The organism is Pantoea sp. MT58 (assembly GCF_014495885.1).
Taxonomy (GTDB): domain Bacteria; phylum Pseudomonadota; class Gammaproteobacteria; order Enterobacterales; family Enterobacteriaceae; genus Pantoea; species Pantoea eucalypti.
In genome coordinates, this window is the sequence record NZ_CP061083.1 from 1,226,167 (window position 1) to 1,248,880 (window position 22,714).

Annotated in this window: 25 protein-coding genes and 1 tRNA gene; 21 read left to right on the top strand and 5 right to left on the bottom strand. The window is 54.7% G+C overall.

Going from position 1 to position 22,714, the window contains the following annotated elements:
- The first annotated feature begins 36 nt into the window (after positions 1-36).
- From IAI47_RS06005 to IAI47_RS06030, 6 genes are read left to right on the top strand one after another with little or no spacing between them, the layout of a single operon-like run.
- Complete coding sequence (locus IAI47_RS06005) at positions 37-789, top strand: Gp138 family membrane-puncturing spike protein (protein WP_187961232.1); 753 nt, start codon at positions 37-39, stop codon at positions 787-789.
- Entirely contained in the window at positions 789-1,142 is a 354-nt protein-coding gene (locus tag IAI47_RS06010; RefSeq protein WP_187961233.1) for a hypothetical protein, read from the top strand. The genes IAI47_RS06005 and IAI47_RS06010 overlap by 1 nt, the downstream gene beginning before the upstream one ends.
- Positions 1,142-2,341 (top strand): baseplate J/gp47 family protein, encoded by a 1,200-nt coding sequence (locus tag IAI47_RS06015; protein WP_187961234.1) that lies wholly within the window; start codon positions 1,142-1,144, stop codon positions 2,339-2,341. The genes IAI47_RS06010 and IAI47_RS06015 overlap by 1 nt, the downstream gene beginning before the upstream one ends.
- Positions 2,338-3,018 (top strand): DUF2612 domain-containing protein, encoded by a 681-nt coding sequence (locus IAI47_RS06020; RefSeq protein WP_187961235.1) that lies wholly within the window; start codon positions 2,338-2,340, stop codon positions 3,016-3,018. The genes IAI47_RS06015 and IAI47_RS06020 overlap by 4 nt, the downstream gene beginning before the upstream one ends.
- Positions 3,018-3,926 carry a hypothetical protein gene (locus IAI47_RS06025; RefSeq protein ID WP_187961236.1) on the top strand — a complete coding sequence of 303 codons (909 nt, stop codon included), beginning with the start codon at positions 3,018-3,020 and terminating at the stop codon, positions 3,924-3,926. Before IAI47_RS06020 ends, IAI47_RS06025 begins: the two co-directional genes overlap by 1 nt.
- On the top strand, positions 3,926-4,120 hold the full coding sequence (locus IAI47_RS06030; RefSeq protein ID WP_187961237.1) for a hypothetical protein: 195 nt from the start codon (positions 3,926-3,928) through the stop codon (positions 4,118-4,120). Before IAI47_RS06025 ends, IAI47_RS06030 begins: the two co-directional genes overlap by 1 nt.
- Here the strand turns inward: IAI47_RS06030 and IAI47_RS06035 are convergent, their stop codons facing one another.
- Positions 4,121-5,254 carry an acyltransferase gene (locus tag IAI47_RS06035; RefSeq protein ID WP_187961238.1) on the bottom strand — a complete coding sequence of 378 codons (1,134 nt, stop codon included), beginning with the start codon at positions 5,252-5,254 and terminating at the stop codon, positions 4,121-4,123. It lies immediately after the preceding gene.
- A 321-nt stretch (positions 5,255-5,575) separates the two neighbouring features.
- Here IAI47_RS06035 and IAI47_RS06040 point away from each other — a divergent pair, with 321 nt between their 5' ends.
- A complete protein-coding gene (locus IAI47_RS06040) occupies positions 5,576-5,815 on the top strand; it encodes a DNA polymerase V (RefSeq protein WP_187961239.1) in 240 nt (79 codons plus the stop codon).
- A gap of 1 nt (position 5,816) precedes the next feature.
- Positions 5,817-6,140, top strand: coding sequence for a phage repressor protein (locus tag IAI47_RS06045; protein WP_187961240.1), 324 nt, complete (start codon positions 5,817-5,819; stop codon positions 6,138-6,140).
- A gap of 10 nt (positions 6,141-6,150) precedes the next feature.
- Here the strand turns inward: IAI47_RS06045 and IAI47_RS06050 are convergent, their stop codons facing one another.
- From IAI47_RS06050 to IAI47_RS06060, 3 genes are all read right to left on the bottom strand, one after another.
- A complete protein-coding gene (locus IAI47_RS06050) occupies positions 6,151-7,323 on the bottom strand; it encodes a tyrosine-type recombinase/integrase (RefSeq protein WP_187961241.1) in 1,173 nt (390 codons plus the stop codon).
- 163 nt (positions 7,324-7,486) lie between these two features.
- Positions 7,487-7,561: transfer RNA gene (locus tag IAI47_RS06055), tRNA-Arg, on the bottom strand.
- A 239-nt stretch (positions 7,562-7,800) separates the two neighbouring features.
- Positions 7,801-8,736, bottom strand: a complete 936-nt coding sequence (locus IAI47_RS06060) for a formate/nitrite transporter family protein (protein ID WP_008926502.1) — start codon at positions 8,734-8,736, stop codon at positions 7,801-7,803.
- 242 nt (positions 8,737-8,978) lie between these two features.
- Between IAI47_RS06060 and ccmA the strand changes: the two genes are divergently transcribed.
- The 10 genes from ccmA (at position 8,979) to mlaA (ending at position 16,859) form a co-directional block, all read left to right on the top strand.
- Positions 8,979-9,596 carry a cytochrome c biogenesis heme-transporting ATPase CcmA gene (gene ccmA, locus IAI47_RS06065; protein ID WP_008926501.1) on the top strand — a complete coding sequence of 206 codons (618 nt, stop codon included), beginning with the start codon at positions 8,979-8,981 and terminating at the stop codon, positions 9,594-9,596.
- A complete protein-coding gene (ccmB, locus tag IAI47_RS06070) occupies positions 9,596-10,255 on the top strand; it encodes a heme exporter protein CcmB (RefSeq protein ID WP_008926500.1) in 660 nt (219 codons plus the stop codon). The genes ccmA and ccmB overlap by 1 nt, the downstream gene beginning before the upstream one ends.
- A gap of 67 nt (positions 10,256-10,322) precedes the next feature.
- Positions 10,323-11,063, top strand: coding sequence for a heme ABC transporter permease (locus tag IAI47_RS06075; RefSeq protein ID WP_008926499.1), 741 nt, complete (start codon positions 10,323-10,325; stop codon positions 11,061-11,063).
- Entirely contained in the window at positions 11,060-11,293 is a 234-nt protein-coding gene (ccmD, locus tag IAI47_RS06080; protein ID WP_003853092.1) for a heme exporter protein CcmD, read from the top strand. The genes IAI47_RS06075 and ccmD overlap by 4 nt, the downstream gene beginning before the upstream one ends.
- Positions 11,290-11,775 (top strand): cytochrome c maturation protein CcmE, encoded by a 486-nt coding sequence (gene ccmE / locus IAI47_RS06085; RefSeq protein WP_008926498.1) that lies wholly within the window; start codon positions 11,290-11,292, stop codon positions 11,773-11,775. Before ccmD ends, ccmE begins: the two co-directional genes overlap by 4 nt.
- The gene (locus IAI47_RS06090; protein ID WP_008926497.1) at positions 11,772-13,730 is read left to right on the top strand and encodes a heme lyase CcmF/NrfE family subunit; all 1,959 of its coding nucleotides are present in this window, start codon (positions 11,772-11,774) and stop codon (positions 13,728-13,730) included. Before ccmE ends, IAI47_RS06090 begins: the two co-directional genes overlap by 4 nt.
- Positions 13,727-14,284, top strand: coding sequence for a DsbE family thiol:disulfide interchange protein (locus tag IAI47_RS06095; RefSeq protein ID WP_003853089.1), 558 nt, complete (start codon positions 13,727-13,729; stop codon positions 14,282-14,284). Before IAI47_RS06090 ends, IAI47_RS06095 begins: the two co-directional genes overlap by 4 nt.
- Positions 14,281-14,733, top strand: a complete 453-nt coding sequence (locus IAI47_RS06100; RefSeq protein WP_003853088.1) for a cytochrome c-type biogenesis protein — start codon at positions 14,281-14,283, stop codon at positions 14,731-14,733. Before IAI47_RS06095 ends, IAI47_RS06100 begins: the two co-directional genes overlap by 4 nt.
- Complete coding sequence (ccmI, locus tag IAI47_RS06105) at positions 14,733-15,944, top strand: c-type cytochrome biogenesis protein CcmI (RefSeq protein WP_008926496.1); 1,212 nt, start codon at positions 14,733-14,735, stop codon at positions 15,942-15,944. The genes IAI47_RS06100 and ccmI overlap by 1 nt, the downstream gene beginning before the upstream one ends.
- Positions 15,945-16,094: 150 nt before the next feature.
- A complete protein-coding gene (gene mlaA, locus IAI47_RS06110) occupies positions 16,095-16,859 on the top strand; it encodes a phospholipid-binding lipoprotein MlaA (protein WP_003853085.1) in 765 nt (254 codons plus the stop codon).
- A 317-nt stretch (positions 16,860-17,176) separates the two neighbouring features.
- Here mlaA and fadL read toward each other — a convergent pair whose 3' ends face one another.
- Positions 17,177-18,460, bottom strand: coding sequence for a long-chain fatty acid transporter FadL (gene fadL, locus IAI47_RS06115; RefSeq protein WP_008926495.1), 1,284 nt, complete (start codon positions 18,458-18,460; stop codon positions 17,177-17,179).
- A 358-nt stretch (positions 18,461-18,818) separates the two neighbouring features.
- On the opposite strand from fadL, the gene IAI47_RS06120 reads away from it, so the two are divergent.
- The 3 genes from IAI47_RS06120 (at position 18,819) to fadJ (ending at position 22,680) form a co-directional block, all read left to right on the top strand.
- Entirely contained in the window at positions 18,819-19,115 is a 297-nt protein-coding gene (locus tag IAI47_RS06120; protein ID WP_003854289.1) for a YfcZ/YiiS family protein, read from the top strand.
- 158 nt (positions 19,116-19,273) lie between these two features.
- Positions 19,274-20,584: an acetyl-CoA C-acyltransferase FadI gene (fadI, locus tag IAI47_RS06125; RefSeq protein ID WP_008926494.1), complete on the top strand. Its 1,311-nt coding sequence runs from the start codon at positions 19,274-19,276 to the stop codon at positions 20,582-20,584.
- On the top strand, positions 20,584-22,680 hold the full coding sequence (gene fadJ, locus IAI47_RS06130; protein ID WP_008926493.1) for a fatty acid oxidation complex subunit alpha FadJ: 2,097 nt from the start codon (positions 20,584-20,586) through the stop codon (positions 22,678-22,680). Before fadI ends, fadJ begins: the two co-directional genes overlap by 1 nt.
- The last annotated feature ends 34 nt before the right edge of the window (positions 22,681-22,714 follow it).

Genomic DNA, 22,714 nt, shown 5'->3' on the forward strand with positions numbered 1-22,714 from the left:
TGAACCCGCTTCGGCGGGTTTTTTATTGGAGCAACTATGCCAGTTTCACCTCAATCACAGGCTGGCGGTGAATCGCAGGCCTATAAAGCGCTGTCAGATTCCATCTTCTCCATGCTCCGCGTTTCCATGCCTGGCATCATCCAGAGCTTTGACCCAATTGCCTGCACCTGCACTGTTCAGCCAGCTATCAGCGGCCAGGCGGCAGATGAGCTGGGTAACTTCAAATCGGCACCGCTTCCTCTGCTTCTCGATGTCCCGGTAGTGTTTCCTCGCGGCGGCGGCTGCACGATCACCTTTCCGGTTAAAGAGGGTGATGAGTGCCTGGTCATCTTTAGCGACCGCTGCATCGATTTCTGGTGGCAGAACGGCGGCATTCAGGAGCCTGTGGACCCTCGACAGCACGACCTGTCAGACGCCTTCGCTATCATCGGCCCGCAGTCTCAGGCAGAAGTTATCAGCAACATCAGCCCATCAACGTTACAGATGCGTACCGATGACGGAGTTGCCTACATTGAGCTGGACCCGAACAGCCATGCGGTAAACATCGTCGCCCCTGGCGGAATGAACGTGACGACGCCTCTGGCTAAGTTCAGCCAGGCGGTGGCGATTACAGGCCTGCTGACATGGATGGGTGGCATGGTGGGTAGCCTTGCGACGGGTACTGCTGCAAAAATCACCGGGGCCATAGAATTCATCGGCAGCCTGAAATCCAACGGCAAAGACATCAGCGACCAGCATACGCATAACGGCGTGCAGTCTGGCTCTGGCAACTCTGGCAAGGTGAACTGATGCGTTACAGACGCGAAGATGAAAACGGTGATTACACCTTCGGGAAAGGGGATGACACCTGGCTGATTAACTCACCTGAGTGCGTTGCCCAAGCAATCAAAACTCGCTTCCTGCTCTGGTACGGTCAGTGGTTCCTCGATACGACAGAGGGCACTCCATGGGTTCAGTCGGTGCTCGGTAAGCAGAAGCCTGAAACCTATAACCTGGCTATCCGTAAACGGATACTTGAGACGCCCGGCGTGAACTCGATCAAGTCATTCGATACCAGCCTCAACACATCCTCCCGGCGTGTGATTTTCACCGCTACCATTGAAACAATCTACGGAACGACGACCGTCACAAGCGAGGCATAATGGCTCTCAATCTCGATACGCTGGGGCTCTCCGCAATGGTGACCGCCTCAGGGATAAGTGCGCCCGACTACCAGACAATCCTGAGTACAATCACGGACTACTTTCAGCAGATATACGGTACCGATGCTTATCTGGAGCCTGACAGTAAGGATGGTCAGATGGTTGCTTTGGTGGCGCTGGCCGTGCATGACGCTAACAACACGGCAATTCAGGTGTACAGTTCCTTTTCACCATCTTCCGGCATGACCGATGCCCTTACGCGTAACGTCAAAATCAACGGCATTACTCGTAAGGCTGCCACTAATTCTACGGTGGACGTTACACTCACCGGCACGGAAGGCACGACGATCACTAATGGCTCTGTAAAAGATGCTAACGGCATCATCTGGAACCTGCCAGCCAACGTAACTATCGGTGTCGGTGGCTCGGTGACGGTAACGGCTACATGCGCTAATTCCGGGCCCGTTGCAGCAGTTGCCGGCAGCATCGCCAAGATCAACACGCCGACAAGAGGATGGACGGCGGTATCAAATGCCAGTGCGGCGACTGTAGGCTCCGCAGCAGAAACTGATGCGCAGCTTCGTGTTAGACAGGCTCAGAGCGTGGCGATACCGGCCCTGACACCTTTTGACGCTGTGGATGGCGCTATTGCCAATCTCACCGGCGTAACGCGTCACAAACTATATGAAAACGATACAGGAGCAGTAGACGGTAACGGAATCCCAGCACACTCATTGGCAGCGATCGTGGATGGTGGGGACGTTACGGAGATTGCACAGACCCTTCGTGGCAAAAAAGGGCAGGGCGTTTCCACGTTCGGCTCGACGACCGTCACTGTACCGGATAAATACGGTAACCCACACACAATAAGCTTCTCGCGATCAACTGATGTTCCGATATATGTGGCAATAACGCTGAAGGTGTTCACCGGTTACACAACTCAGATTGGCGAACAGATAAAACAGGCGATTGCCGATTACATTAACAGCCTGACAATTGGCGATGACGTCCTGTTAAGCCGCATCTATTCACCGGCAAACCTCGGTGTCGTGAGCGGTGGCAACGCGAAATACTACGATATCAACGCCTTGACCATTGGCAAGTCTGCCAGCTCTCAGGCAGCGGCGAATATCGTCATAGCGTTCAACGAATCTGCTTCCTGCAGCACAGCTAATATCGCGCTCACGGTGACCTCATGAGCAAATACACCGACCTTATTACCAACTACCACAGAGGAAAACCTCTTTTTGTAGATCACGTCGACCTGTCAACGCGACCGCTTACTGACACCTCTACAGCCCTGCAAAATCTGCTCTCCGCCTTCGATATCGACAGCGCAGTCGGAGTGCAACTGGATGTGCTGGGTGAGTGGATTGGACGAACACGAATCGTCAGCCAGCCTATTTCTGGTGTGTACTTTTCGTTTGATACCGATGGGCTAGGCTGGGACCAGGGCGTCTGGCAAGGGCCGTATGACCCGGATGCCGGCTTCACCAGCCTGAGCGATGACACCTATCGCATCGTACTCAAAGCGAAGATAGCCATTAACAGCTGGGACGGGCAAAACGACTCCTTGCCTTCAATTTTAGAAACAGCCTTAGACGGTTCAGGTCTGAGAATGCAGATCGTAGATAACCGAGACATGACCATTTCGGTATGGGTATTTCCGGAGAATGACATTTCACTTGTTTCGCGAGAACTCATCGCAGCAATAAAGCAGGGCTACCTGACTGTAAAGGCAGCAGGTGTATGGGCTGGTGATGTGCAAACACCTTCAATTTTAACACCATCGGTAGGTTCGAAATTTTTCGGATTCGACATGGACAACGAATATATCGCCGGATTTGATGATGGCGCTTGGGGAGTAACACTTTAATGGCTACAAACAACTTCAAACCCTTTGCAATTGGCTCTGGCGCAAATGTTTTAAGCCAGGCTGATTATGAATCTCTGGGCGCCCTATCTTCCGGGTTCCAGGCAGGAAAGGCTTCCTCTGCACAAATAAATAAAGCCCTGCGCCAGGGCGCTGTAATGGCCAGCATACTGGCTCAATTCATTGCTGATTCATCTGGTAATGATGTGCTCGATAACGGCAATACAGCAGCTATCCTAGCCAGTCTCAAGTCTGGTTTGCTGTCCGCATCGCTTGGGCGCTTGTTAAGGCCACCTGTCATTCTTTTATCTTCAGGAACATATACGCCCGGGGCAGGCACCAAAAGTATTATTGTTGAAGTTCAGGGTGCTGGCGGCGGCGGCGGTGGAGTAGGCGCTACGTCAGCATCTACAGTTGCAGTGGCGTCGGGTGGCTCCGGAGGCGCATATGCTAAGTCATATCTAACAAATCTTTCAGCGTCATATGCAGTGACAATTGGCGCACCTGGGTCTGGTGGAGTCAATGGGTCTGGCGGAAATGCGGGGTCGACTACTTTCGGATCTATAATCACATGCGGAGGAGGCTTTGGTGGCGGGTCAGGCACCTCAGCACCTCCTATCATCCAGAACGCTACAGGGATACCAACTGCATCAGGAGGAAATATTGAAAACATCTCTGGTCAGGGGGCTGTAATTGGCATGGCCATTTCATTAAATGCAATTATATCAGGCGGTGGGGGCGGGTCTCCACTAGGGGCAGGCGGTGGTTCACACGGAACTGCTGCAGCCGGATTTGCTGCATCTGGTTACGGAGCTGGTGGTGGTGGAGCTAACGCATACGCCAGCAATTCAACGCAATATAATGGCGCAGCAGGTTCAAATGGCGTAGTTATCGTATGGGAGTATGCTTAATGGACGTAAAGACTTGGGCTGAAATTGAAGGTGGTAAGGTAGTAAATATTATTCTTTGGGATGGGGGTGGTGATATCTTTGAAGGTAAAGTAATGGTTGATATTACAGAGCTAGCAGGGGTTGGGGTAGGTGATTCTGCTTCTGAAATTAATGGTAAGTGGGAATTCACAAAGAATGAATCCCACTCACTTTAGTTAAATCTTTTTCTCAAGCTCAATGCTGTATCTCTTACCCTTATTTCTTAAGGGTGTTTCAATGACCTTGTGGGTAAACTCAGCAAAAATGAAAGCTAGCGTAATAGCCATGGTCCAATATGGTAAATAATTACCATATAAGGCGTTATTGTAATGCTCGTTTACACGATGCATTACTTCGTAAGATATGTAGTAAGCTGGAATGTGTGCAAGGTATAATGAATAGGACCTTGAGCCGAGATAATTGGTCAGGGTCCTAATTCCAGGAATGATGTATCCATTGCCATAGCTTGCAATCCATACGAGGATGCCGGATATGATGGCAACAACGCCGGTATTGAAAGGGACCACAACTATCTTCCATGTTCCGACAAGCCCAAGGAGCCCCATCAAAATTATTGTGGTCATCCACGAATAAGGCTTTTTAGCTAAGGCTATTGGATTGAGACTGGCGTACCAACTTTGATTGCATGCCATCCCTATAAGCACTCCCATAGCAAGCGCGTCAGTCCTAATGAAGCCTATGAATTGACCGCCGCGATCCAATGGGATTTGTATCAAAGCTAAAGTCGCTAATAGAATCGCCAATTTCCTTCCTCGCACAAAGAAAAGGATAAATGGAAGTATCCAGTAAAACTGCTCTTCCAGGGACAGACTCCAGTAAACTTGGTTAACGCCGCAACTTGTTGTCTTTGTGCACTCAAAACCATAAACATTTGCCATGTTTAGCATGGCATATGCCTGATACATTATTGCATTAATTGGTTTGCCAAATACTCCACTATGATTCAATAATAAAGAGCCAATTACAGTGAAAGTAAGCCAGAACCAAGAAGCGGGCCATAGTCGGTAAATTCTCTTCAGCCAAAATGGAGCTGAAAATCTGATAAATTCAGTAGGGCTTCTATCATTAGGGATTTGTTGTAGCAGGCTCTTTGAAATAATAAATCCTGACACGCAAAAAAACAGATCTACGCCTGTCCACCAACCGAAGTAAACATAGATATTACTTAATCCACCTGTGTCAAACTTGAACCAGGGGAATATTTTATAAGTATGAGCAATCAGAACGAAAACTATACCGATTGCCCTTAGTGCTTCTATATCTTCGTTCCTTCCTGAACGGTTATTCATATCAAGCCTCGCAAAAAAAATCTGAAAGCATTCTACTGTTTAGAGTCTGCTATAGAAACCCATAAGACCTCTTTTGGGTAATAATCGCGACGAAATTAGGTTGTAAAAAAGCCCGGCGACCGGGCAGTGACTCATCCGATCCTGCCTGATCAGGTTGCGGGGTGGGTCATTTGCGATTAGTCACTATCCGAGACCCCGGCCCGATTAAAAATTCCTTCCAGCTCAACCCCTTTACAAATCTGTGAACTGGTCCGCCTTGATCAATCCTACCGATCAATATTACTGTTTATACATACAGTATTTATCAGAGGAGGATTTATCATGCCGAGAGAGAGTGAAATTAAGGCGGCATTCATGGCTGCCATGAGGCGAGAGCCTGGGCTGGGCGTTATCGTCACGACTCAGGAGTTTGTCCATCAGCTGGAGCTGGTTAACTGGCACTTCAGCCTGCGTGAGGCTAACCAGTGGATAAAAGCAAACACGGCGACGTTTCGCGACGCATCGACACAGAAGGGTGAGGCTAAAACCTACCGCCAGTTCAACCCGAACGGGGGAATATGATATGGGCTTTCCATCACCTGCGTCTGACTACGTTGAAGGTCGCATCGACCTGAATAAGCTTCTTATGCCTCATCCGACCCACATGCTGATGATTGACACGCCTGCTGGCTTCGCGATTGTTGACAGAACGGTTCACGGCAAGATAGGCGACAAGGTCGCATTCCAGCTCGGAGACTATTCGCAACTGGGGAGATTGTTCAAAACAGGAATTATCACCTCGGATGGCGAGACGATCGACGGAGAGGGCATGGAAGGGATTATCGTGCTGGGGAAGGTGACGGCCGAAGTGCTGTCCGTGCATGAAGCCAGCAGGCCGATAATCTGAGGCGAAGGGGTTATGCCCCTTTACCATCCAGCCAATCCGCCCAGTGCTGCATCATCTCTATGCGATTGCTGAGGTACTGGGCGTGGTTATAGATTCCGCGAGTTCCCTGTGAATTGACGTGCGCCAGTTGGGCCTCGATAGCATCACTGTTCCAGTGAAGCTCATTCATGACGGTACTGAACTGGTGCCGGAATCCGTGTCCGCTGGTCTGCCCTTCATATCCGATCCGCCGTATCACACCGAGCACTGTATTCTCGCTGATGGGCTTCTTCTGGTCTGTTCGTCCGGGGAAGCAGAGCAGATACTGGCCGGTGACCTTATTCAGGAAGGTGAGCAACTCAACCACCTGGTCTGACATTGGCACCACATGAATGCGTCGCCCTTTCATTACCTCAGCGTCAATCGTAATAAGCCTGTTCTCAAAGTCGACGTTCGCCCATGCCATCGAGCGTAACTCCTTTGTTCGCAGGGCGGTATAGTGGAGAACCTGTGCCGCAATCTTTGCAATCACACTTCCACCATACCCTTCCAGCGCCTTATGGAACTCCCTGATGCGGTTAATTGGCAGGAATGGGTAGTTCTCCTTTCTGTACCCTCGCAGTGCATCCACAAGGTCGGGTGCCGGGTTATACTTAGCCCGCCCGGTTACGATCGCATACCGGAAAACCTCGCCACACCTCCTCCTTGCCTTATCCGCTCTCTCCATCGCGCCACGTTCTTCGAAGAGTCTAATAACCTTCAGCAGAACCATCGGCTCAACCGCTTCCATTTTCAGATAACCAATAATCGGCAGAATGTCGTCGGTGAACATCCGGTGCAGCTCGTCTGCATATCCTGGCGACCAAACCTTGGACTTGTGGGCATACCACTCTCTGAATATGTCACCGAAGGTATCGGCATCTGCCTCTTTCTCTTTCCTCTTCAGCGACTGCTTCTGCTCTCCCGGGTCAACACCAGTAAGGAGCTTCATCTTCGCCTCAGACTGGCGAGCCCGAGCTTCTGTCAGCGGTATCTCCGGGTAGGGACCGATGACGAGCGTCTTCTCTTTTCCGTCAAACCGGTACCGCAGTCGCCAGACCTTTTTGCCGGTCGGCGGGATAAAGAGGAACAAGCCTCCTGAATCCGCCAGGCGGTATGACTTATCTTTAGGGCGCGCAGCATCAATCTGCTTGACGGTCAGCATGTGGGCATAATTCCGGGCATAGTTTTCGTTGTGCCCACAATATGCCCGCAAAAAGTTGGCGTAGTCAATTCATGTCGGTTCGCGCCGGTTGTGTATGATTTATTGGGGAGCGTGATTCTGAAAGGGTTTTGTTCGTGTCGGTGGAGGTGGGTTCTGTGAAATGTGGTGTCCCCTGCAGGAATCGAACCTGCAACTAGCCCTTAGGAGGGGCTCGTTATATCCATTTAACTAAGAGGACAGCGGCGTGCAGTATAGCGAAACAGTCCTGAAAATTCACCAGGTTGCCGCGCGTTTGCTCATTCCGCCAGCAATCCCGATTTTCTGCACTGAACGCAATTAAACATGACGCGTGCAGATCGTTCACGCTGAAAAGATTCTCTGCTTTAGCCTGACGGTTTGATCTCAATATCAAAGGTTCAGCCAGCATGCCTGAAAGGCAGACAAAACCGGTAAATCAGCCTTGTCTGCCTTTGCCATTTATTCCGCGTTTTCCTTCTCTTCACGCTGGCGGCGTTTTTCCTGCTTCCGCTTCTCAGCTTTTGCTTTGGCCACAGCGGCTTCACTCATGTCATTGCGAATCTGTGCATGGCTGATCAACGCAAAAATCAGGGTGCCGCCAGTGATGTTGCCGAGCAGCGTCGGCAGGGCAAACGGCCACAGGAATTCATGCCAGCTAATGCTGCCGTTAAACACCAGATAGAGCACTTCTACTGAGCCCACGACAATGTGCGCCAGGTCGCCCAGCGCAACCAGCCAGGTCATCATCACAATCACCAGCAGTTTCGCGCCGCCCGCAGAGGGGAACATCCAGACCATGGTGGCGATAATCCAGCCGGAAATGACCGCATTGGCAAACATCTCGCCTGGCGTGTTTTCCATGACCTTCATGCTGATGTCGGTAAACGCCTGGCGGGTGGCCTCGTCAAAAATCGGCATCTCATTGAAGGCCAGCGCACCCAGCGCTGTACCAATCAGGTTACCCAGCAACACAATGCTCCATAACCGTAACAGCAGGCCCGTGTTACCCCAGGTGGGTTTGTGCATCACCGGTAATACGGCGGTAACGGTATTTTCAGTAAACAGCTGCTGGCGCGCCATAATGACGATAACAAAACCAAAGGTATAACCGAGATTTTCCAGCAGGAAAGCGCCCGGTACGCCATCCAGATGTACCTTAAATATCCCTTTAGCCATCAGCGAGGCACCCATGGATAAGCCTGCCGCGATAGCTGACCAGAGCAGCGCCATACCGTCGCGCTCCAGCTCCTTTTCTCCATCCTGGCGAATCTCTTCATGAATCGCAGCCGCGCGGGAGGGTAAAGCCTCCTCATCAACTTCGATGTCAGTGCCCTTGTCCTTCTCTTCGCTCTCTACGTCGTTAGGACCCTGCTCATTACCTGATGAAGGCTTCATATTTTCTCCTGGTGATAGTGCTGTAACGTTATAAGCGTAGCCGTTTTTTATTTGCCGGAAATGTAACGTCCGATGCGAATAAGCGTAACAACGTTTTTCGGAACTGCATTTTTATTCAGACTGCTGATGAAAACGCACGAATAATCCCTTACCAGCGAAACTGAGCGCTGGCTCACACTTCGGCCCACAGCAACATTGTGGTAATATCCCGGCCACTTTTAGCTGGTGCGACTCCCCCTTCAATGCTGGAAATCATTACACTCACTTGTGCATACGACGAACGGTCGCTGTTCCGGCGGCTCTCATTTCGCGTATCCGCAGGTGACATTGTGCAGATTGAAGGCCCCAATGGTGCCGGTAAAACCTCGTTGCTGCGCCTGCTGGCCGGGCTGAGCCGTCCTGAAGAGGGTGAAATACGCTGGCAGCAGCAGTCGATCCTGCGTCAGCGTGAAAGCTGGCATCAGGCGATGCTCTATCTGGGTCATCAGCCCGGCGTCAAAGGCGTGCTCACGCCACTGGAAAATCTGCGCTTTTACCATCCCGATTGCAGTAATGCGCAGATTTTTGCTGCGCTGGAAAGTGTCGATCTCACGGGCGACGAAGAGGTGCCCGTCAGCCGGTTGTCGGCAGGGCAGCAGCGTCGGGTAGCGCTGGCACGTCTGTGGCTCAGTCAGGCTCGCCTATGGATTCTTGACGAGCCGCTGACCGCCATCGACAAAGCGGGTATTGAAAAATTAATGGCGCAGTTCGCCCGGCATGCCGATAACGGCGGTGCAGTGATCCTGACCACCCATCAGGATTTGCCTGCAGAGGCAGCGCGGGTGCGTAAAATTCGCCTCGGCGATGTGGAGGCAGAGTGATGCTGTTTCGCCTCATCCAGCGTGAATTACGCATCGCCTTTCGTGGCGGCGCGGATGTCGTCAATCCACTCTGGTTTTTCCTGATCGTCATTACCCTGTTTCCTTTAGGTATCGGACCGGACCCGCAACAGCTGGCTCGCATTGCACCGGGCGTTGCCTGGGTTGCTGCGCTGCTGGCGTCGCTGCTGGCGCTGGAGCGTCTGTTCCGTGATGACTTCAGCGATGGCTCGCTGGAGCAACTGGTGTTGCTGCCGACGCCGCTGCCGGTAACGGTTATCGGCAAAGTGGTGGCGCACTGGCTGGTCACTGGCGTGCCACTGATTATCCTGTCGCCGCTGGCCGCGCTGCTGCTGTCACTGGATTTTAATGGCTGGCGGGCAATGGCCCTGACGCTGTTGCTGGGTACGCCAACCCTGAGTTTTCTCGGTGCGATTGGCGTGGGTCTGACGGTGGGTTTACGGCGCGGCGGCGTGCTGCTGAGCCTGCTGGTATTACCGCTGGCTATTCCGGTTTTAATCTTCGCCAGTGCGGCGATGGAGGCGGCCAGTCAGGGGTTGCCGATTGGCGGCTATCTGGCGATTCTTGGCGCTATGTTGATGGGCAGTGCGACACTCGCGCCGTTTGCTACGGCGGCGGCGCTTCGCATCACGTTGCAATAGCCACTTTGCAATAACCGCGCGTACAAGACGCGGCAACACTCTTTTATCGTTAATGTGAGCATTTGATATGTGGAAAGCGTTACATCAGCTGGCCAGACCCGAACGGCTTTATCAGTTTTCGGGGCGACTGGTTCCGTGGTTCGCCATCGCCGGGCTGGCGGCGTTGCTGCTGGGCTGGGTCTGGGGATTTGGATACGCACCCGCTGACTATCAGCAGGGCGACAGCTTCCGCATCATGTACATTCATGTGCCCGCTGCGATGTGGTCGATGGGGGTTTATGCTTCAATGGCCATCGCCGCCTTTATCGGCCTGGTGTGGCAGATGAAAATGGCCGATCTGGTTTCCGCCGCCATGGCTCCGGTGGGTGCGGTTTTTACCTTTATTGCGCTGGTCACCGGCTCGGCATGGGGCAAACCGATGTGGGGCACCTGGTGGATCTGGGATGCCCGCCTCACATCAGAGCTGGTACTGCTGTTCCTCTATATGGGCGTGATTGCGCTGTATCACGCTTTTGATGACCGCCGCACCGCAGGCCGGGCCGCGGGTATTTTGATTCTGGTCGGCGTGGTCAATCTGCCGATCATTCACTTCTCAGTGCAGTGGTGGAATACCCTGCATCAGGGCTCGTCGGGCATTCTCCAGCAGGCGATTGCGCCGGTTATGCGCACGCCGCTGCGCTGGGCAATCCTCGGTTATCTGCTGGTCTTTATTACGCTGACGCTGATGCGACTGCGTAACCTGATTCTGTTAACCGAACGTCATCGTCCCTGGGCGATTGATGTGGCGAAGCGGGGGGAGCAGGCATGACTCCAGCCTTTTCCTCCTGGCACGCCTTCTTTGCGATGGGCGGTTACGCTTTCTACGTCTGGCTGGCGGTGGCCTGCACGTTGCTTTCACTGATCGGCCTGACGCTGCATACCCTGTTACTGCGCCGCCGTTTGCTGGCGGAGATTCGCCAGCGTGACGCACGTGAACGTCGCATCCGGGCAGCAAAATCGAAAAAAGCCGCGGCTGAAGCGGCAGGAGAGAAGTTGTGAATATCCGTCGACGCAACCGCCTTTATGCGGCCCTGGCGATCCTGCTCGGTCTTGGCCTGGCCACCGCGCTGGTGATGTATGCGCTGCGCTCAAACATCGATCTCTTCTATACCCCAGGCGAAATCCTCTACGGCAAAGGGGAGGCGCACGAGAAGCCCGAAGCGGGACAGCGGCTGCGCGTCGGTGGCATGGTGATGCCCGGCAGCGTCCGGCGCGATCCGAAAACGCTGGCTGTGTCGTTCAAACTTTATGATGCGCGTGGTGTGGTCAGCGTCAGTTTTGAAGGGATCCTGCCGGACCTGTTCCGTGAAGGGCAGGGCGTTGTCGCGCAGGGCGTGCTGGCGGCGGGCAACCAGGTGATCGCCAAAGAGGTTCTGGCAAAACATGATGAGAAATATACGCCGCCGGAGATTGAAAACGCGATGAAGAGTGATCAAACCGGCCCGCAGTCGCGCTATCAGGTGGGAAATAAATCATCATGATGCCCGAAATCGGAACTTTTCTGCTCTGCCTGGCGCTGGGCCTCTCCCTGTTGTTGAGCAGCTATCCACTTTGGGGCGCGGTGCGCCAGGATGCCCGCCTGATGGCGATGGCGCGTCCGCTGGCCTCGGGTCTGTTTGTCTGTATCGCTGCGGCGTTTGCACTGCTGGTCTGGGCCTTTATCAGCAACGACTTTACAGTTGCCTATGTCGTCACCAACTCTAACAGCCTGCTGCCGGTTTACTATCGCATCGCCGCCACCTGGGGCGCACATGAAGGATCGCTGCTGTTGTGGGTGTTGCTGCTGAGCACCTGGACACTGGCGGTGGCGATATTCAGTCGCGGTATGCCGCAGGATGCGCTGGCACGCGTGCTGGCAGTGATGGGGATGATCAATCTTGGCTTCCTGCTGTTTATCCTGCTGACGTCGAATCCGTTTGGCCGCACGCTGCCGGACTTCCCGATAGACGGCCATGACCTGAATCCCATGCTGCAGGATATCGGCCTGATCTTCCATCCACCGCTGCTCTATATGGGCTATGTCGGCTTTTCGGTGGCCTTTGCCTTTGCCATCGCCTCACTGATGGCTGGCCGGCTGGATACCGCCTGGGCGCGCTGGTCACGCCCGTGGACGACTGCGGCCTGGGTCTTCCTGACCATTGGCATTGTGCTGGGATCGGCGTGGGCCTATTACGAGCTGGGCTGGGGCGGCTGGTGGTTCTGGGATCCGGTTGAAAATGCGTCGTTTATGCCGTGGCTGGCGGGCACCGCCCTGATGCACTCGCTGGCGGTCACGGAAAAGCGTGGCACCTTCAAAGCGTGGACTGTGCTGCTGGCGATTACGGCGTTTTCGCTGAGCCTGCTGGGGACGTTCCTGGTGCGATCCGGGGTGCTGGTGTCGGTGCATTCCTTCGCCTCCGATCCGGCGCGCGGGATGTTTATCCTCGCGTTTCTGGTGATTGTCATCGGCAGTTCGCTGCTGCTTTACGCCATCAAAGGCGGGCAGGTGCGTGGCCGGGTACAGAATGAAACCTGGTCGCGCGAATCATTTTTGCTGGGCAATAATGTGCTGTTGATTGCCGCAATGCTGGTGGTCCTTCTCGGCACGCTGTTGCCACTGGTACATAAGCAACTGGGGCTGGGCAGCATTTCGGTCGGCGAGCCGTTCTTCAACACCATGTTCAGCTGGCTGATGGCGCCGTTTGCGCTACTGATGGGAATCGGACCGCTGGTGCGCTGGCGTCGCGATGAACCGCAAAAGCTGGCAAAACGGCTGGCACTGGCGCTGATCGTGACCCTGGCCTGTTCCATGATCATTCCCTGGTGGTTGCAGGATCGCATTGAGGCGATGACCGTGGTTGGCCTGCTGATGTCGCTCTGGATTATTGTACTGACACTGCTGGAGCTGCACGAACGCGCCACCCATCGCCACCCGTTCTTTGCCGGATTACGTCATCTGTCACGCAGTCACTGGGGCATGGTGCTGGGCCATCTGGGCGTAGGGGTCACGGTGATTGGCATTGCATTCAGCACGCAGTACAGCGTGGAGCGCGATGTGCGGATGAAAGCAGGCGATAGTGTCGATATTCATCACTATCACTTTGTCTTCCGTGGTGTGCAGAATCTGCAGGGGCCGAACTACAGCGGCGGCATGGGTATTATTGATGTCACCCGCAACGGCAAACATGAAGCAACACTGCAGGCGGAAAAACGCTTTTACACCGCTGCCCGCACCATGATGACTGAAGCGGCGATCGATGGCGGTTTCAGCCGCGATCTCTATGCGGCGCTGGGCGAAGAGCTGGATGATGACAGCTGGGCCGTGCGCATTTACTACAAACCCTTTGTTCGCTGGATCTGGTTCGGTGGCGCACTGATGGCGCTGGGTGGCCTATTCTGCCTGTTCGATCCCCGCTACCGTTCGCGCAAAAAAGCGGAAACGGAGGCGCGGACATGAATAAGAAAATCCTGTTTATTCCCCTGATGCTGTTTCTGCTGCTGGCGGCGGCGCTGCTGTGGCAGCTGACCCGCAATGCCGAGGGTGACGATCCGACCCGACTCGAATCTGCGCTGATTGGCAAACCGGTGCCGCTGTTCCGGCTGGAAGCACTGGATCAGCCGGGCAAAATCTACGACCAGCATGTGCTGACGGATGGCAAGCCGATGTTGCTGAATGTCTGGGCGACCTGGTGTCCGACCTGCCGCGCAGAGCATCAGTATCTGAATACGCTGGCGGAGCAGGGCATCCGCGTGGTCGGGCTGAACTACAAAGACGATCGACGCAAGGCCGTTAACTGGCTGAACACGCTGGGCAATCCCTATGCGCTGAGTCTTTATGATGGCAACGGTATGCTGGGACTCGATCTCGGTGTCTATGGCGCGCCGGAAACCTTCCTGATCGACGGCAAAGGGATTATTCGTTATCGCCATGCGGGCGATCTGAATGCGCGAGTCTGGGAGCAGGAAGTGAAACCGTTGTGGATGAAATACAGCGCGGAGGCGGGATCATGAGAACGCTGTTACTGCTCTGCGGCCTGCTGTTCAGCATCAATCTCTGGGCGACCATCGACACGCTGCAATTTGACTCGGTAGCCCAGGAAGAGCAATACCGTGACCTGACTGCGTCGTTGCGTTGTCCGAAATGTCAGAACAACAGCATCGCCGACTCGAATGCCATGATTGCCGCCGACATGCGATTAAAGGTCTACGAGCTGATGAAGCAGGGCCAGAGTCGCCAGCAGATCATCGACTATATGGTGGCGCGTTACGGCAATTTCGTCAGCTATTCGCCACCGGTCACGCCCTCCACCCTGATTCTCTGGGCGGGCCCGGCGCTGTTTGCGCTACTGGGCGGCGCGGTGATCATCCTGCGCAGCCGTCAGCGTAAAACCCGCAGCGAGCTGGATGAAGATGAGCAACAGCGTCTTAATGCGCTACTGAAGTCAGACAGGAAGCCGTAATGAGTGCATTTTGGATCACCCTTTTTCTGTTACTGCTGGCAGCCTGCACGCTGTTTATGGCGGCGGGCTGGCGGCAACGTCAGGCCAGCACAGACGATCGCGATCGTCTTAATCAGCGCTTCTACCATCAGCGCATAGATGAGCTGGCGCAGGATGAAGCGCAGGGCGTGGTCGCTGAACGTCCGCTGATGGAGCGGGAATTACAGCAGACACTACTGGCGGATATTCCGCCGTCACAGGCAATGCAATCACACACCAGCAGCCGCTGGATTTTGCTGCCAGGCCTGATTGTACTGATTGCGGTCTCGCTGGGCACTTATCTGAAAACCGGCGGCTTGGCACAATTCACTGGCTGGATGCAGGTGCAGCAGGCGTATCCTGAGCTGCGTGCCCGTCTGATGGACCCTGGCGCTAAGCCGCTGAGCATGGAAGAGCTGGCGCGTTTAGAGCTCGGATTGCGTACCGCGTTGCAAACAGAACCGGATAATCTGGCCGACTGGACGATGCTGGGGCGGCTCGGCATGGTACTGAATAATACAGAGATCGCCAGTCAGGCCTTTGAGCATGCTTTACAGCTGGCCCCCAACGATCTGGCGCTCAAACAGGATTATGCAGAGGTTCTGACGCGATCTTCTGACCCGCAGGATAACCGGCAGGCGTCACTGCTGCTGCAATCATTGCTGAAAGCAGATCCGCACAACCTGCGGACGCTGAGCCTGCTGGCGTTTAATGCTTACGGACAGCAGCAATACGATCAGGCTATCGACGCATGGCAGACGCTTTTAGCTCTGTTGCCTGCCGATGACAAGCGGCACGCGATGATCGCCCGCAGCATTGAAAAGGCCAGAAGTGAGGCAGGGCAGCAGAGTCGTCAGCTGGCGCTGACCGTGACGCTGACACCTGAGGCAGAAAAAATGTTACCGCCAGACGGAGTGTTGTATATTTCGGTTTCTGACGGGGATTCACCCGTGCCGGTGGCGGTTAAGCGGATGCCGCTGAGTCATTTCCCGCTGACGCTGACGCTGGATGACAGTAACGCCATGATGCCAGATCGCCTGCTGTCGGCGCAGCATCAGGTCGCAGTAAGGGTGCGCGTTTCACGCGATGGCAGCGCCAATCCGCAGCCGGGTGACTGGCTGGGGCTGAGCGCTGTAACGCCCTGGGATGGGCATCAGTCCATCGCGGTAGAGATCAATAAGCAGCTTCCCTGAACGTAAAAATTGATAATGTTAACAATGATGCGTGCCATTGCCTGCTGCCTCTGGCACAAAGTCAGCTATGCTCATCGGGTAAGCCGATTCGACTCCGGGCTGTGACCTGAACGATGGGTAGACCTTTTTCATCCGCACAGGGAGATTGGAATGAATTATCGCCTGACCAGCCTGGCTGTGGCCAGCGTCCTTCTGGTGGGTTGTGCCAGTTCAAAGCCCGCGAATAGCGATCCTGCCGGGCGCAGCGATCCATTCGAAGGCTTTAACCGCACGATGTTTAACTTTAACTACAATGTGCTGGATCCGTATGTGTTACGTCCGGTCGCTGTCGCCTGGCGCGATTATGTGCCGGTTCCGGCACGTACCGGCCTGAGCAATTTCCTTGGCAACCTGGAAGAACCTGCCAGCATGGTCAACGCCATCCTGGTGGGTGACGGGCGCGATGCGGGTATTCACTTTACCCGTTTCTTCCTGAACAGCGTGCTGGGCCTGGGCGGTTTCATTGACGTTGCCGGTAAAGCGAACCCGGAACTGGCGCGTGAAGAGCCGCACCGTTTCGGTACTACGCTGGGTCATTACGGCGTTGGCTATGGTCCTTACGTTGAACTGCCTGCCTATGGCAGCTTTACGGTTCGTCAGGATGGCGGCGACTACGTTGATACCCTCTATCCGATTCTTGGCTGGCTGACCTGGCCGATGTCGATCGGTAAATGGACGCTTGAAGGGATCGAGACCCGTGCGCAGCTGCTGGATTCCGATGCGATCCTGAAACAGCAGAGCGATCCTTACGCCTTTATTCGTAACGCTTACTTCCAGCGTCACGACTTCCTGGCGCGCGGTGGCAAGCTCAAGCCGGAAGACAACCCTAACGCAGCCGCGATTCAGGATGACCTGAAGGATATCGACGCGCAGTAAATGCAGGATCCCCTGCCTGCGTGTCGCTGTGTTTTTCTGCAGAGCGCACAGCAGCTGAAGTGATGGGAGCATACGCCCGGAACAAAGCATCGCGGGCCATGGATAAAAACGCCGGGAGCGTTTTTAAACAACGCAAAGCGTTGGCCCGGCAGCGGGCGCATCTCAGGGATGAGGTGCGTAATCGCCCACGCTGAGCAGTCAGGTATGGCGGGTTTTGCGTCTTTGCAAAGGGCGCATGCTCCCTGAGCCAGCCAGCGACCCGCCGCCACAAAAAAGGGCGACTCACCAGAGTCGCCCTTTTTGATCGTGCTATTTCATCAGAACTTGTAGTTAAAGTTCGCGCCGTAAAGCCAGGCCTTACCTTCAGAGGTAAAGGTATAAGGACCTTCTTTCACCGTCACTTTCTGTCCGTGCATATAAGAGATGCCTAAATCAACAGAGGCATTATCGTTAAAGGCATAAGAGGTACCGGCACTTAGCCACAAACGATCCTGGTCCGGAATAGAGATAGAACGCTTATCTGCTGGCACCGGGCTGTCATCAAACGCAATACCGGTACGGAAAGTCCAGTTCTTGTCGTAGGAATAGGTCGTGCCCAGCGCAATGCGGTACGCATCGTGGAAGCTTTCATCTTTATAGAACAGCGTCTGGCCGTTTGAACCGGTCGCTTTCAGCTCCTGGAACTGACTCCAGCTGGTGTACGCCAGGCTGTAGTGAACCGCCCACTGCGGTGCCACTTTATGCCAGCCCGACACTTCCCACATCTCCGGCAGATTCAGGGTTAATGCCCCCGGAACGGTCGTGCCGTTGGTGCCATCAGGAACACCGGTCACGGTCGGATCATTAAACGCATTCAGCCGTGATGAGAGGTTGCTCTTATAATCGCCATCGAAATCAATTTTAACTTCTGAACGGTAGGTAAAGCCGAAGCGGTTATTTTCATCCACTTCATACAGGACACCGGCATTCCAGCCGTAGCCCCACTTATCGCCTTTCAGATGGGCCACCTGGGTATCAGCCGGAATACCCAGCCTCGCGCCTGATTCACCTGCATAGCGTTCAATTTTGGCTTTGGCGTAAACCGCATCAAAACCCACACCCACACTAAAATGATCATTCAGACGATAGGCGGTGCTGAGATTGAAATTGCCGGTCATCAGGTCGGTTTTACCCCCGTAACCGCCTGCGGTGTAGCCATTATTAAACTCTGTGGCTAAGCCATAATTTGACGTTGCAGATGCGCCAATCCACCACTGATCGTTAATAGGCTGAACGTAATGAATATTGGGGATCCACTGATTCGGGGCAATATTATTGGCATCCAGGCTGCGTCCGCTGGGACTGCGACCACTGATGTTGACATCTGGCGCAATATAAACCGCACCGAGTGAAAATTCAGGACGATCCATTAATGCCATCGTCGCCGGGTTACGGCTGGCTGACGCCGCCGTATCGCCCATTGCCCCTTCGCCTGAATATGCGCGACCTAAACCAATCGTAGAGAATTCATTTAACTGAAATCCAGCTGCGTAAACGTGTGAAGAGACAAGCGCCACTGCAGCCGCCACGGCTGACTTTGCAAACAGGTTTTTATGGTTCATGACCACAACCTCATGTGAATTATTATTTAACGCTATAACGTCGCGTAACAAAGGACGGCGGATTGTAGGGACTGATGTAAAGCGCACATATCAGACCAGTGCGGAGAGTATAGGTCCGACCTGTGTGCATGTTGCAATATTGTTTTTCAAATATTTCAGAATTGATCGCTTAAAATTCGATCTGCTTAACAAAACAGCCCTAATTCTGCACAGCATACCGATTCCAGTTTGTTCTGGATCAATTTTTATTGTGATATTCGTCACTTAGGGCCATACGCGTGGCGCATTTTTGGGCAAGCAGGTAAAATTTCGGTCATAAAATCGCGCAAACCGCCAGAATGCTGGTCAGGAGAATGAAATGACTGATGCCATTAAAAAATGCAGTGCGACCGAAACCGCAGCCTGTTGCTGTGTTGATGTGGGCACAGTGATGGATAACACCGATTGCACTGCAAGCTGGTCAGAATGGTTTGCTCAGCGTGCCGATGCGGAAGCGAAATTAGCGCAACTTACCCAGCGCGCGCGTGAGGTTGAATCAGAACCCTGTGTGATTGAATCGCGCTTCAGCGAAGTAAATCAGGGCGTACAGCTCGATGTCGATTTCACCTTCAGCTGCCAGGCTGAAACCCTGATTTTTCAGCTCGGTTTGCGTTAAATCTCTAAGCGCCGCGTACATGCGGCGTTTTTCATTTTCGTGTTTCCCTTCGCACTTTTTCCTTTCCGATATTGGCGGCTCACCCGCTTGTGGTTAACACTGATCAGGTCAGACCTCTTCAGGCAATGATGCCACAGTCCCAGCCACAGGTGAGAATAATGAGCAAAGCGCAGCCGCTGCTGACGCGTGATGGTGAACGCATCGCAATAACCCATGGGTTACGCACCCCTTTCCTGCGCCAGGCGACCGGCTTTCATGGCATTCCCGCCATTGAACTGGGACGTATGGTGGTCAGCGAATTAATGGCGCGCAGTGAACTTCCCGCTGAAGTGATAGAGCAACTGGTCTTTGGGCAGGTCGTGCAGATGCCGGAAGCGCCGAACATTGCGCGGGAAATTGTTTTAAGCAGCGGGCTGAATGTACATACCGACGCTTACAGTGTCAGCCGTGCCTGCGCCACCAGTTTTCAGGCGGTAGCGAATGTGGCAGAAAGTCTGATGGCGGGCACCATCTCTGCGGGCATCGCGGGTGGGGCTGACTCCTCTTCAGTGCTGCCAATCGGTGTCAGTAAAACGCTGGCGCGTGCGCTGGTGGATCTCAATAAAGCCCGCAGCTTCGGGCAGAAACTGCAGATCCTGCGACGTCTGCGCCCACGCGATCTGCTGCCGGTGCCACCCGCAGTGGCGGAGTATTCCACTGGCCTGCGCATGGGCGACACAGCCGAACAGATGGCGAAGAGTCACGGCATTACCCGTGAAGCACAGGATGCGCTGGCATTGCGATCCCATCAGCATGCCGCCCGAGCCTGGCAATCCGGGGTACTGAATCAGGAAGTGATGGCCGCTTTTGTGCCGCCGTGGAAAACCGCTATCGATCAGGACAATAACGTCCGTATGAATGCCAAAGCGGAGGATTACGCCCGACTGCGTCCGGCATTTGATCGCCAGCACGGTAGTGTTACTGCGGCGAACAGTACGCCACTCACCGACGGCGCGGCCGCGGTGATTCTGATGCGCGAGGGCCGCGCCCGCGAGCTGGGTATCAGACCGCTGGGTTATCTGCGCAGCTACGCTTTTTCCGCTATCGGGGTGCAGCAGGATATGCTGCTGGGTCCGGCGTACGCTTCACCACTGGCCCTGGATCGCGCTGGCGTGACCCTGGCCGATCTGACGCTGATCGATATGCATGAAGCGTTTGCCGCCCAGACGCTGAGCAACCTGCAGATGTTTCGCGATGAGCGCTTTGCCCGTGAGGTACTGAATCGTCCGCATGCGCTGGGCGAAGTGAATGAAGAGCGCTTTAACGTGCTGGGCGGTTCAATCGCCTATGGTCATCCTTTCGCCGCCACGGGCGCGCGCATGATTACCCAGACGCTGAACGAATTACGCCGCCGGGGTGGCGGGTTAGGACTGGTCACTGCCTGTGCAGCAGGTGGTCTGGGTGCGGCAATGGTTCTGGAGGCCGAATAATGGAGCAGAATGCGTTTCATCTGAAGATGCGACTGGATCACGTCGGCATCATCACGATTGATGTCCCTGATGAGAAAATGAACACCCTGAAAGCGGAATTTGCCGGTCAGATCATCGCGATTATTGCGGAGGCGCGGCGCGATCCAAAGCTGGCTGGCCTGGTGCTGATTTCCGGCAAGCCGGATAACTTCATTGCGGGTGCGGACATCAGCATGATCGACCGCTGCAAGAGCGCGCAGGAAGCTGAAGCGCTGGCAAAACAGGGCCAGGAAGTGATGGCTGCGCTCGACGCGCTGCCGTTCCCGGTGGTTGCAGCCATCCACGGTGCCTGCCTCGGCGGCGGACTGGAGCTGGCGCTGGCCTGCGATGCACGTATCTGTTCGCTGGATGATAAAACCCGCCTCGGATTACCGGAGGTACAGCTCGGCTTGCTGCCAGGCTCTGGCGGCACTCAGCGGCTGCCACGCTTAATCGGCGTGCAGCAGGCGCTGCCGCTGATTCTGACTGGCAAAACGCTGCGGGCTAAACAGGCACGTAAGCTGGGTGTGGTTGATGACGCGGTGCCGCAGGCGATTCTGCTGGAGACCGCCATCGCCCGTGTGAAAAAGGGCAAGGTCAGCGGACGAACGCTGCCGCTGCGCGACCGTCTGCTGCATGGCCCGATTGGCCGTCAGGCACTGTTTGCCCTGGCGAGCCGTCAGACAGCCGCTAAAACCCAGGGCAATTATCCGGCGGCAAATCGCATTATTGAGGTGGTGCGCATCGGGCTGGAACAGGGCAGCCGGGCAGGACATGATGCTGAAGCGCGTGCCTTTGGTGAACTGGCGATGACGCCAGAATCCGTTGCGCTGCGCGGCATCTTCTTCGCGACCACGGCCATGAAGAAAGAGCGGGGCGGAGACGCGGAGCCTGCCAGGGTGAAAAGCGTCGCTATTCTCGGCGGTGGCCTGATGGGCGGCGGCATCGCCAGCGTCACCGCCATCAACGCGGGCTTGCCGGTGCGCATCAAAGATATCAGCCTGGATGGGGTAAATCATGCGCTGAAAACCAGCTGGGAGCTGCTGAGTAAAAAGGTTAAACGACGCCAGCTGACGCCGGCACAGCGTCAACAGCAGATGGCTCGTATCACGGGCGGCACAGATTATCAGGGCTTTTCACAGCGTGATGTGGTGATTGAAGCCGTATTCGAAGATTTAGCGCTTAAGCAGCAGATGGTGAGCGAAGTGGAAGCACACTGCCAGCCGCACACGCTGTTTGCCTCAAACACCTCTTCGTTGCCGATCGAAGAGATCGCCGTCAAAGCGCAGCGTCCGGAAAACGTCATCGGGCTGCACTATTTCAGTCCGGTCGAAAAAATGCCGCTGGTGGAAGTGATTCCCCATCTGAACACCTCAACCGCAACGCTGGTGACGATTGTGGCGCTGGCGCGGAGCCAGGGCAAAACCCCGATTGTGGTGGCGGACAAGCCGGGTTTCTATGTTAACCGCATCCTGACACCTTATATAAATGAAGCGATGCGCTGCCTGCTGGAGGGCGAACCCATCGACCATATTGATCGGGCGCTGGTGAAGTTTGGTTTTCCGGTCGGCCCGATTCAGCTGCTGGATGAGGTGGGTATCGACGTCGGCAGTAAAATCAGTCCCATCCTGCATCAGGCCTATGGCGAACGCTTTGCCGCGCCGGCCGCGTTTGATGCGGTGCTGAAAGATGGCCGCAAGGGACGTAAAAACAGCAAAGGCTTTTATCGCTATGACCAGCCGCGCTGGCAGCGTAAAAAACCTGACGCCTCACTTTATACTTTGCTGAAGGTCACACCGAAAGCCAGGCAGAGTGAGGCACAGATTGCTGAACGCTGTGTCATGATGATGCTCAATGAGGCGGCCCGCTGTCTTGACGAGCAGGTGATCCGCTGCGCGCGCGATGGCGATATCGGTGCCGTGTTTGGCATCGGCTTTCCGCCATTTTTGGGTGGTCCGTTCCACTACATGGACAAACTGGGCGCGGCGGAAATGGTCAACAGATTAACCCGGCTTACGCAGCAACATGGGGAACGTTTTACACCCTGTGACGTGTTGATTGAGGCGGCTAAAAAATAGACGAAATTTTACATTTCTGCTGAAAATGGAATAA

Bases quoted from the DNA above. Each gene is read 5' to 3' on its own strand.
- IAI47_RS06005 (WP_187961232.1), top strand. From the start codon at position 37: ATGCCAGTTTCACCTCAATCACAGGCTGGCGGTGAATCGCAGGCCTAT.
- IAI47_RS06010 (WP_187961233.1), top strand. From the start codon at position 789: ATGCGTTACAGACGCGAAGATGAAAACGGTGATTACACCTTCGGGAAA.
- IAI47_RS06015 (WP_187961234.1), top strand. From the start codon at position 1,142: ATGGCTCTCAATCTCGATACGCTGGGGCTCTCCGCAATGGTGACCGCC.
- IAI47_RS06020 (WP_187961235.1), top strand. From the start codon at position 2,338: ATGAGCAAATACACCGACCTTATTACCAACTACCACAGAGGAAAACCT.
- IAI47_RS06025 (WP_187961236.1), top strand. From the start codon at position 3,018: ATGGCTACAAACAACTTCAAACCCTTTGCAATTGGCTCTGGCGCAAAT.
- IAI47_RS06030 (WP_187961237.1), top strand. From the start codon at position 3,926: ATGGACGTAAAGACTTGGGCTGAAATTGAAGGTGGTAAGGTAGTAAAT.
- IAI47_RS06035 (WP_187961238.1), bottom strand. From the start codon at position 5,254: ATGAATAACCGTTCAGGAAGGAACGAAGATATAGAAGCACTAAGGGCA.
- IAI47_RS06040 (WP_187961239.1), top strand. From the start codon at position 5,576: ATGCCGAGAGAGAGTGAAATTAAGGCGGCATTCATGGCTGCCATGAGG.
- IAI47_RS06045 (WP_187961240.1), top strand. From the start codon at position 5,817: ATGGGCTTTCCATCACCTGCGTCTGACTACGTTGAAGGTCGCATCGAC.
- IAI47_RS06050 (WP_187961241.1), bottom strand. From the start codon at position 7,323: ATGCTGACCGTCAAGCAGATTGATGCTGCGCGCCCTAAAGATAAGTCA.
- IAI47_RS06060 (WP_008926502.1), bottom strand. From the start codon at position 8,736: ATGAAGCCTTCATCAGGTAATGAGCAGGGTCCTAACGACGTAGAGAGC.
- ccmA (WP_008926501.1), top strand. From the start codon at position 8,979: ATGCTGGAAATCATTACACTCACTTGTGCATACGACGAACGGTCGCTG.
- ccmB (WP_008926500.1), top strand. From the start codon at position 9,596: ATGCTGTTTCGCCTCATCCAGCGTGAATTACGCATCGCCTTTCGTGGC.
- IAI47_RS06075 (WP_008926499.1), top strand. From the start codon at position 10,323: ATGTGGAAAGCGTTACATCAGCTGGCCAGACCCGAACGGCTTTATCAG.
- ccmD (WP_003853092.1), top strand. From the start codon at position 11,060: ATGACTCCAGCCTTTTCCTCCTGGCACGCCTTCTTTGCGATGGGCGGT.
- IAI47_RS06090 (WP_008926497.1), top strand. From the start codon at position 11,772: ATGATGCCCGAAATCGGAACTTTTCTGCTCTGCCTGGCGCTGGGCCTC.
- IAI47_RS06095 (WP_003853089.1), top strand. From the start codon at position 13,727: ATGAATAAGAAAATCCTGTTTATTCCCCTGATGCTGTTTCTGCTGCTG.
- IAI47_RS06100 (WP_003853088.1), top strand. From the start codon at position 14,281: ATGAGAACGCTGTTACTGCTCTGCGGCCTGCTGTTCAGCATCAATCTC.
- ccmI (WP_008926496.1), top strand. From the start codon at position 14,733: ATGAGTGCATTTTGGATCACCCTTTTTCTGTTACTGCTGGCAGCCTGC.
- mlaA (WP_003853085.1), top strand. From the start codon at position 16,095: ATGAATTATCGCCTGACCAGCCTGGCTGTGGCCAGCGTCCTTCTGGTG.
- fadL (WP_008926495.1), bottom strand. From the start codon at position 18,460: ATGAACCATAAAAACCTGTTTGCAAAGTCAGCCGTGGCGGCTGCAGTG.
- IAI47_RS06120 (WP_003854289.1), top strand. From the start codon at position 18,819: ATGACTGATGCCATTAAAAAATGCAGTGCGACCGAAACCGCAGCCTGT.
- fadI (WP_008926494.1), top strand. From the start codon at position 19,274: ATGAGCAAAGCGCAGCCGCTGCTGACGCGTGATGGTGAACGCATCGCA.
- fadJ (WP_008926493.1), top strand. From the start codon at position 20,584: ATGGAGCAGAATGCGTTTCATCTGAAGATGCGACTGGATCACGTCGGC.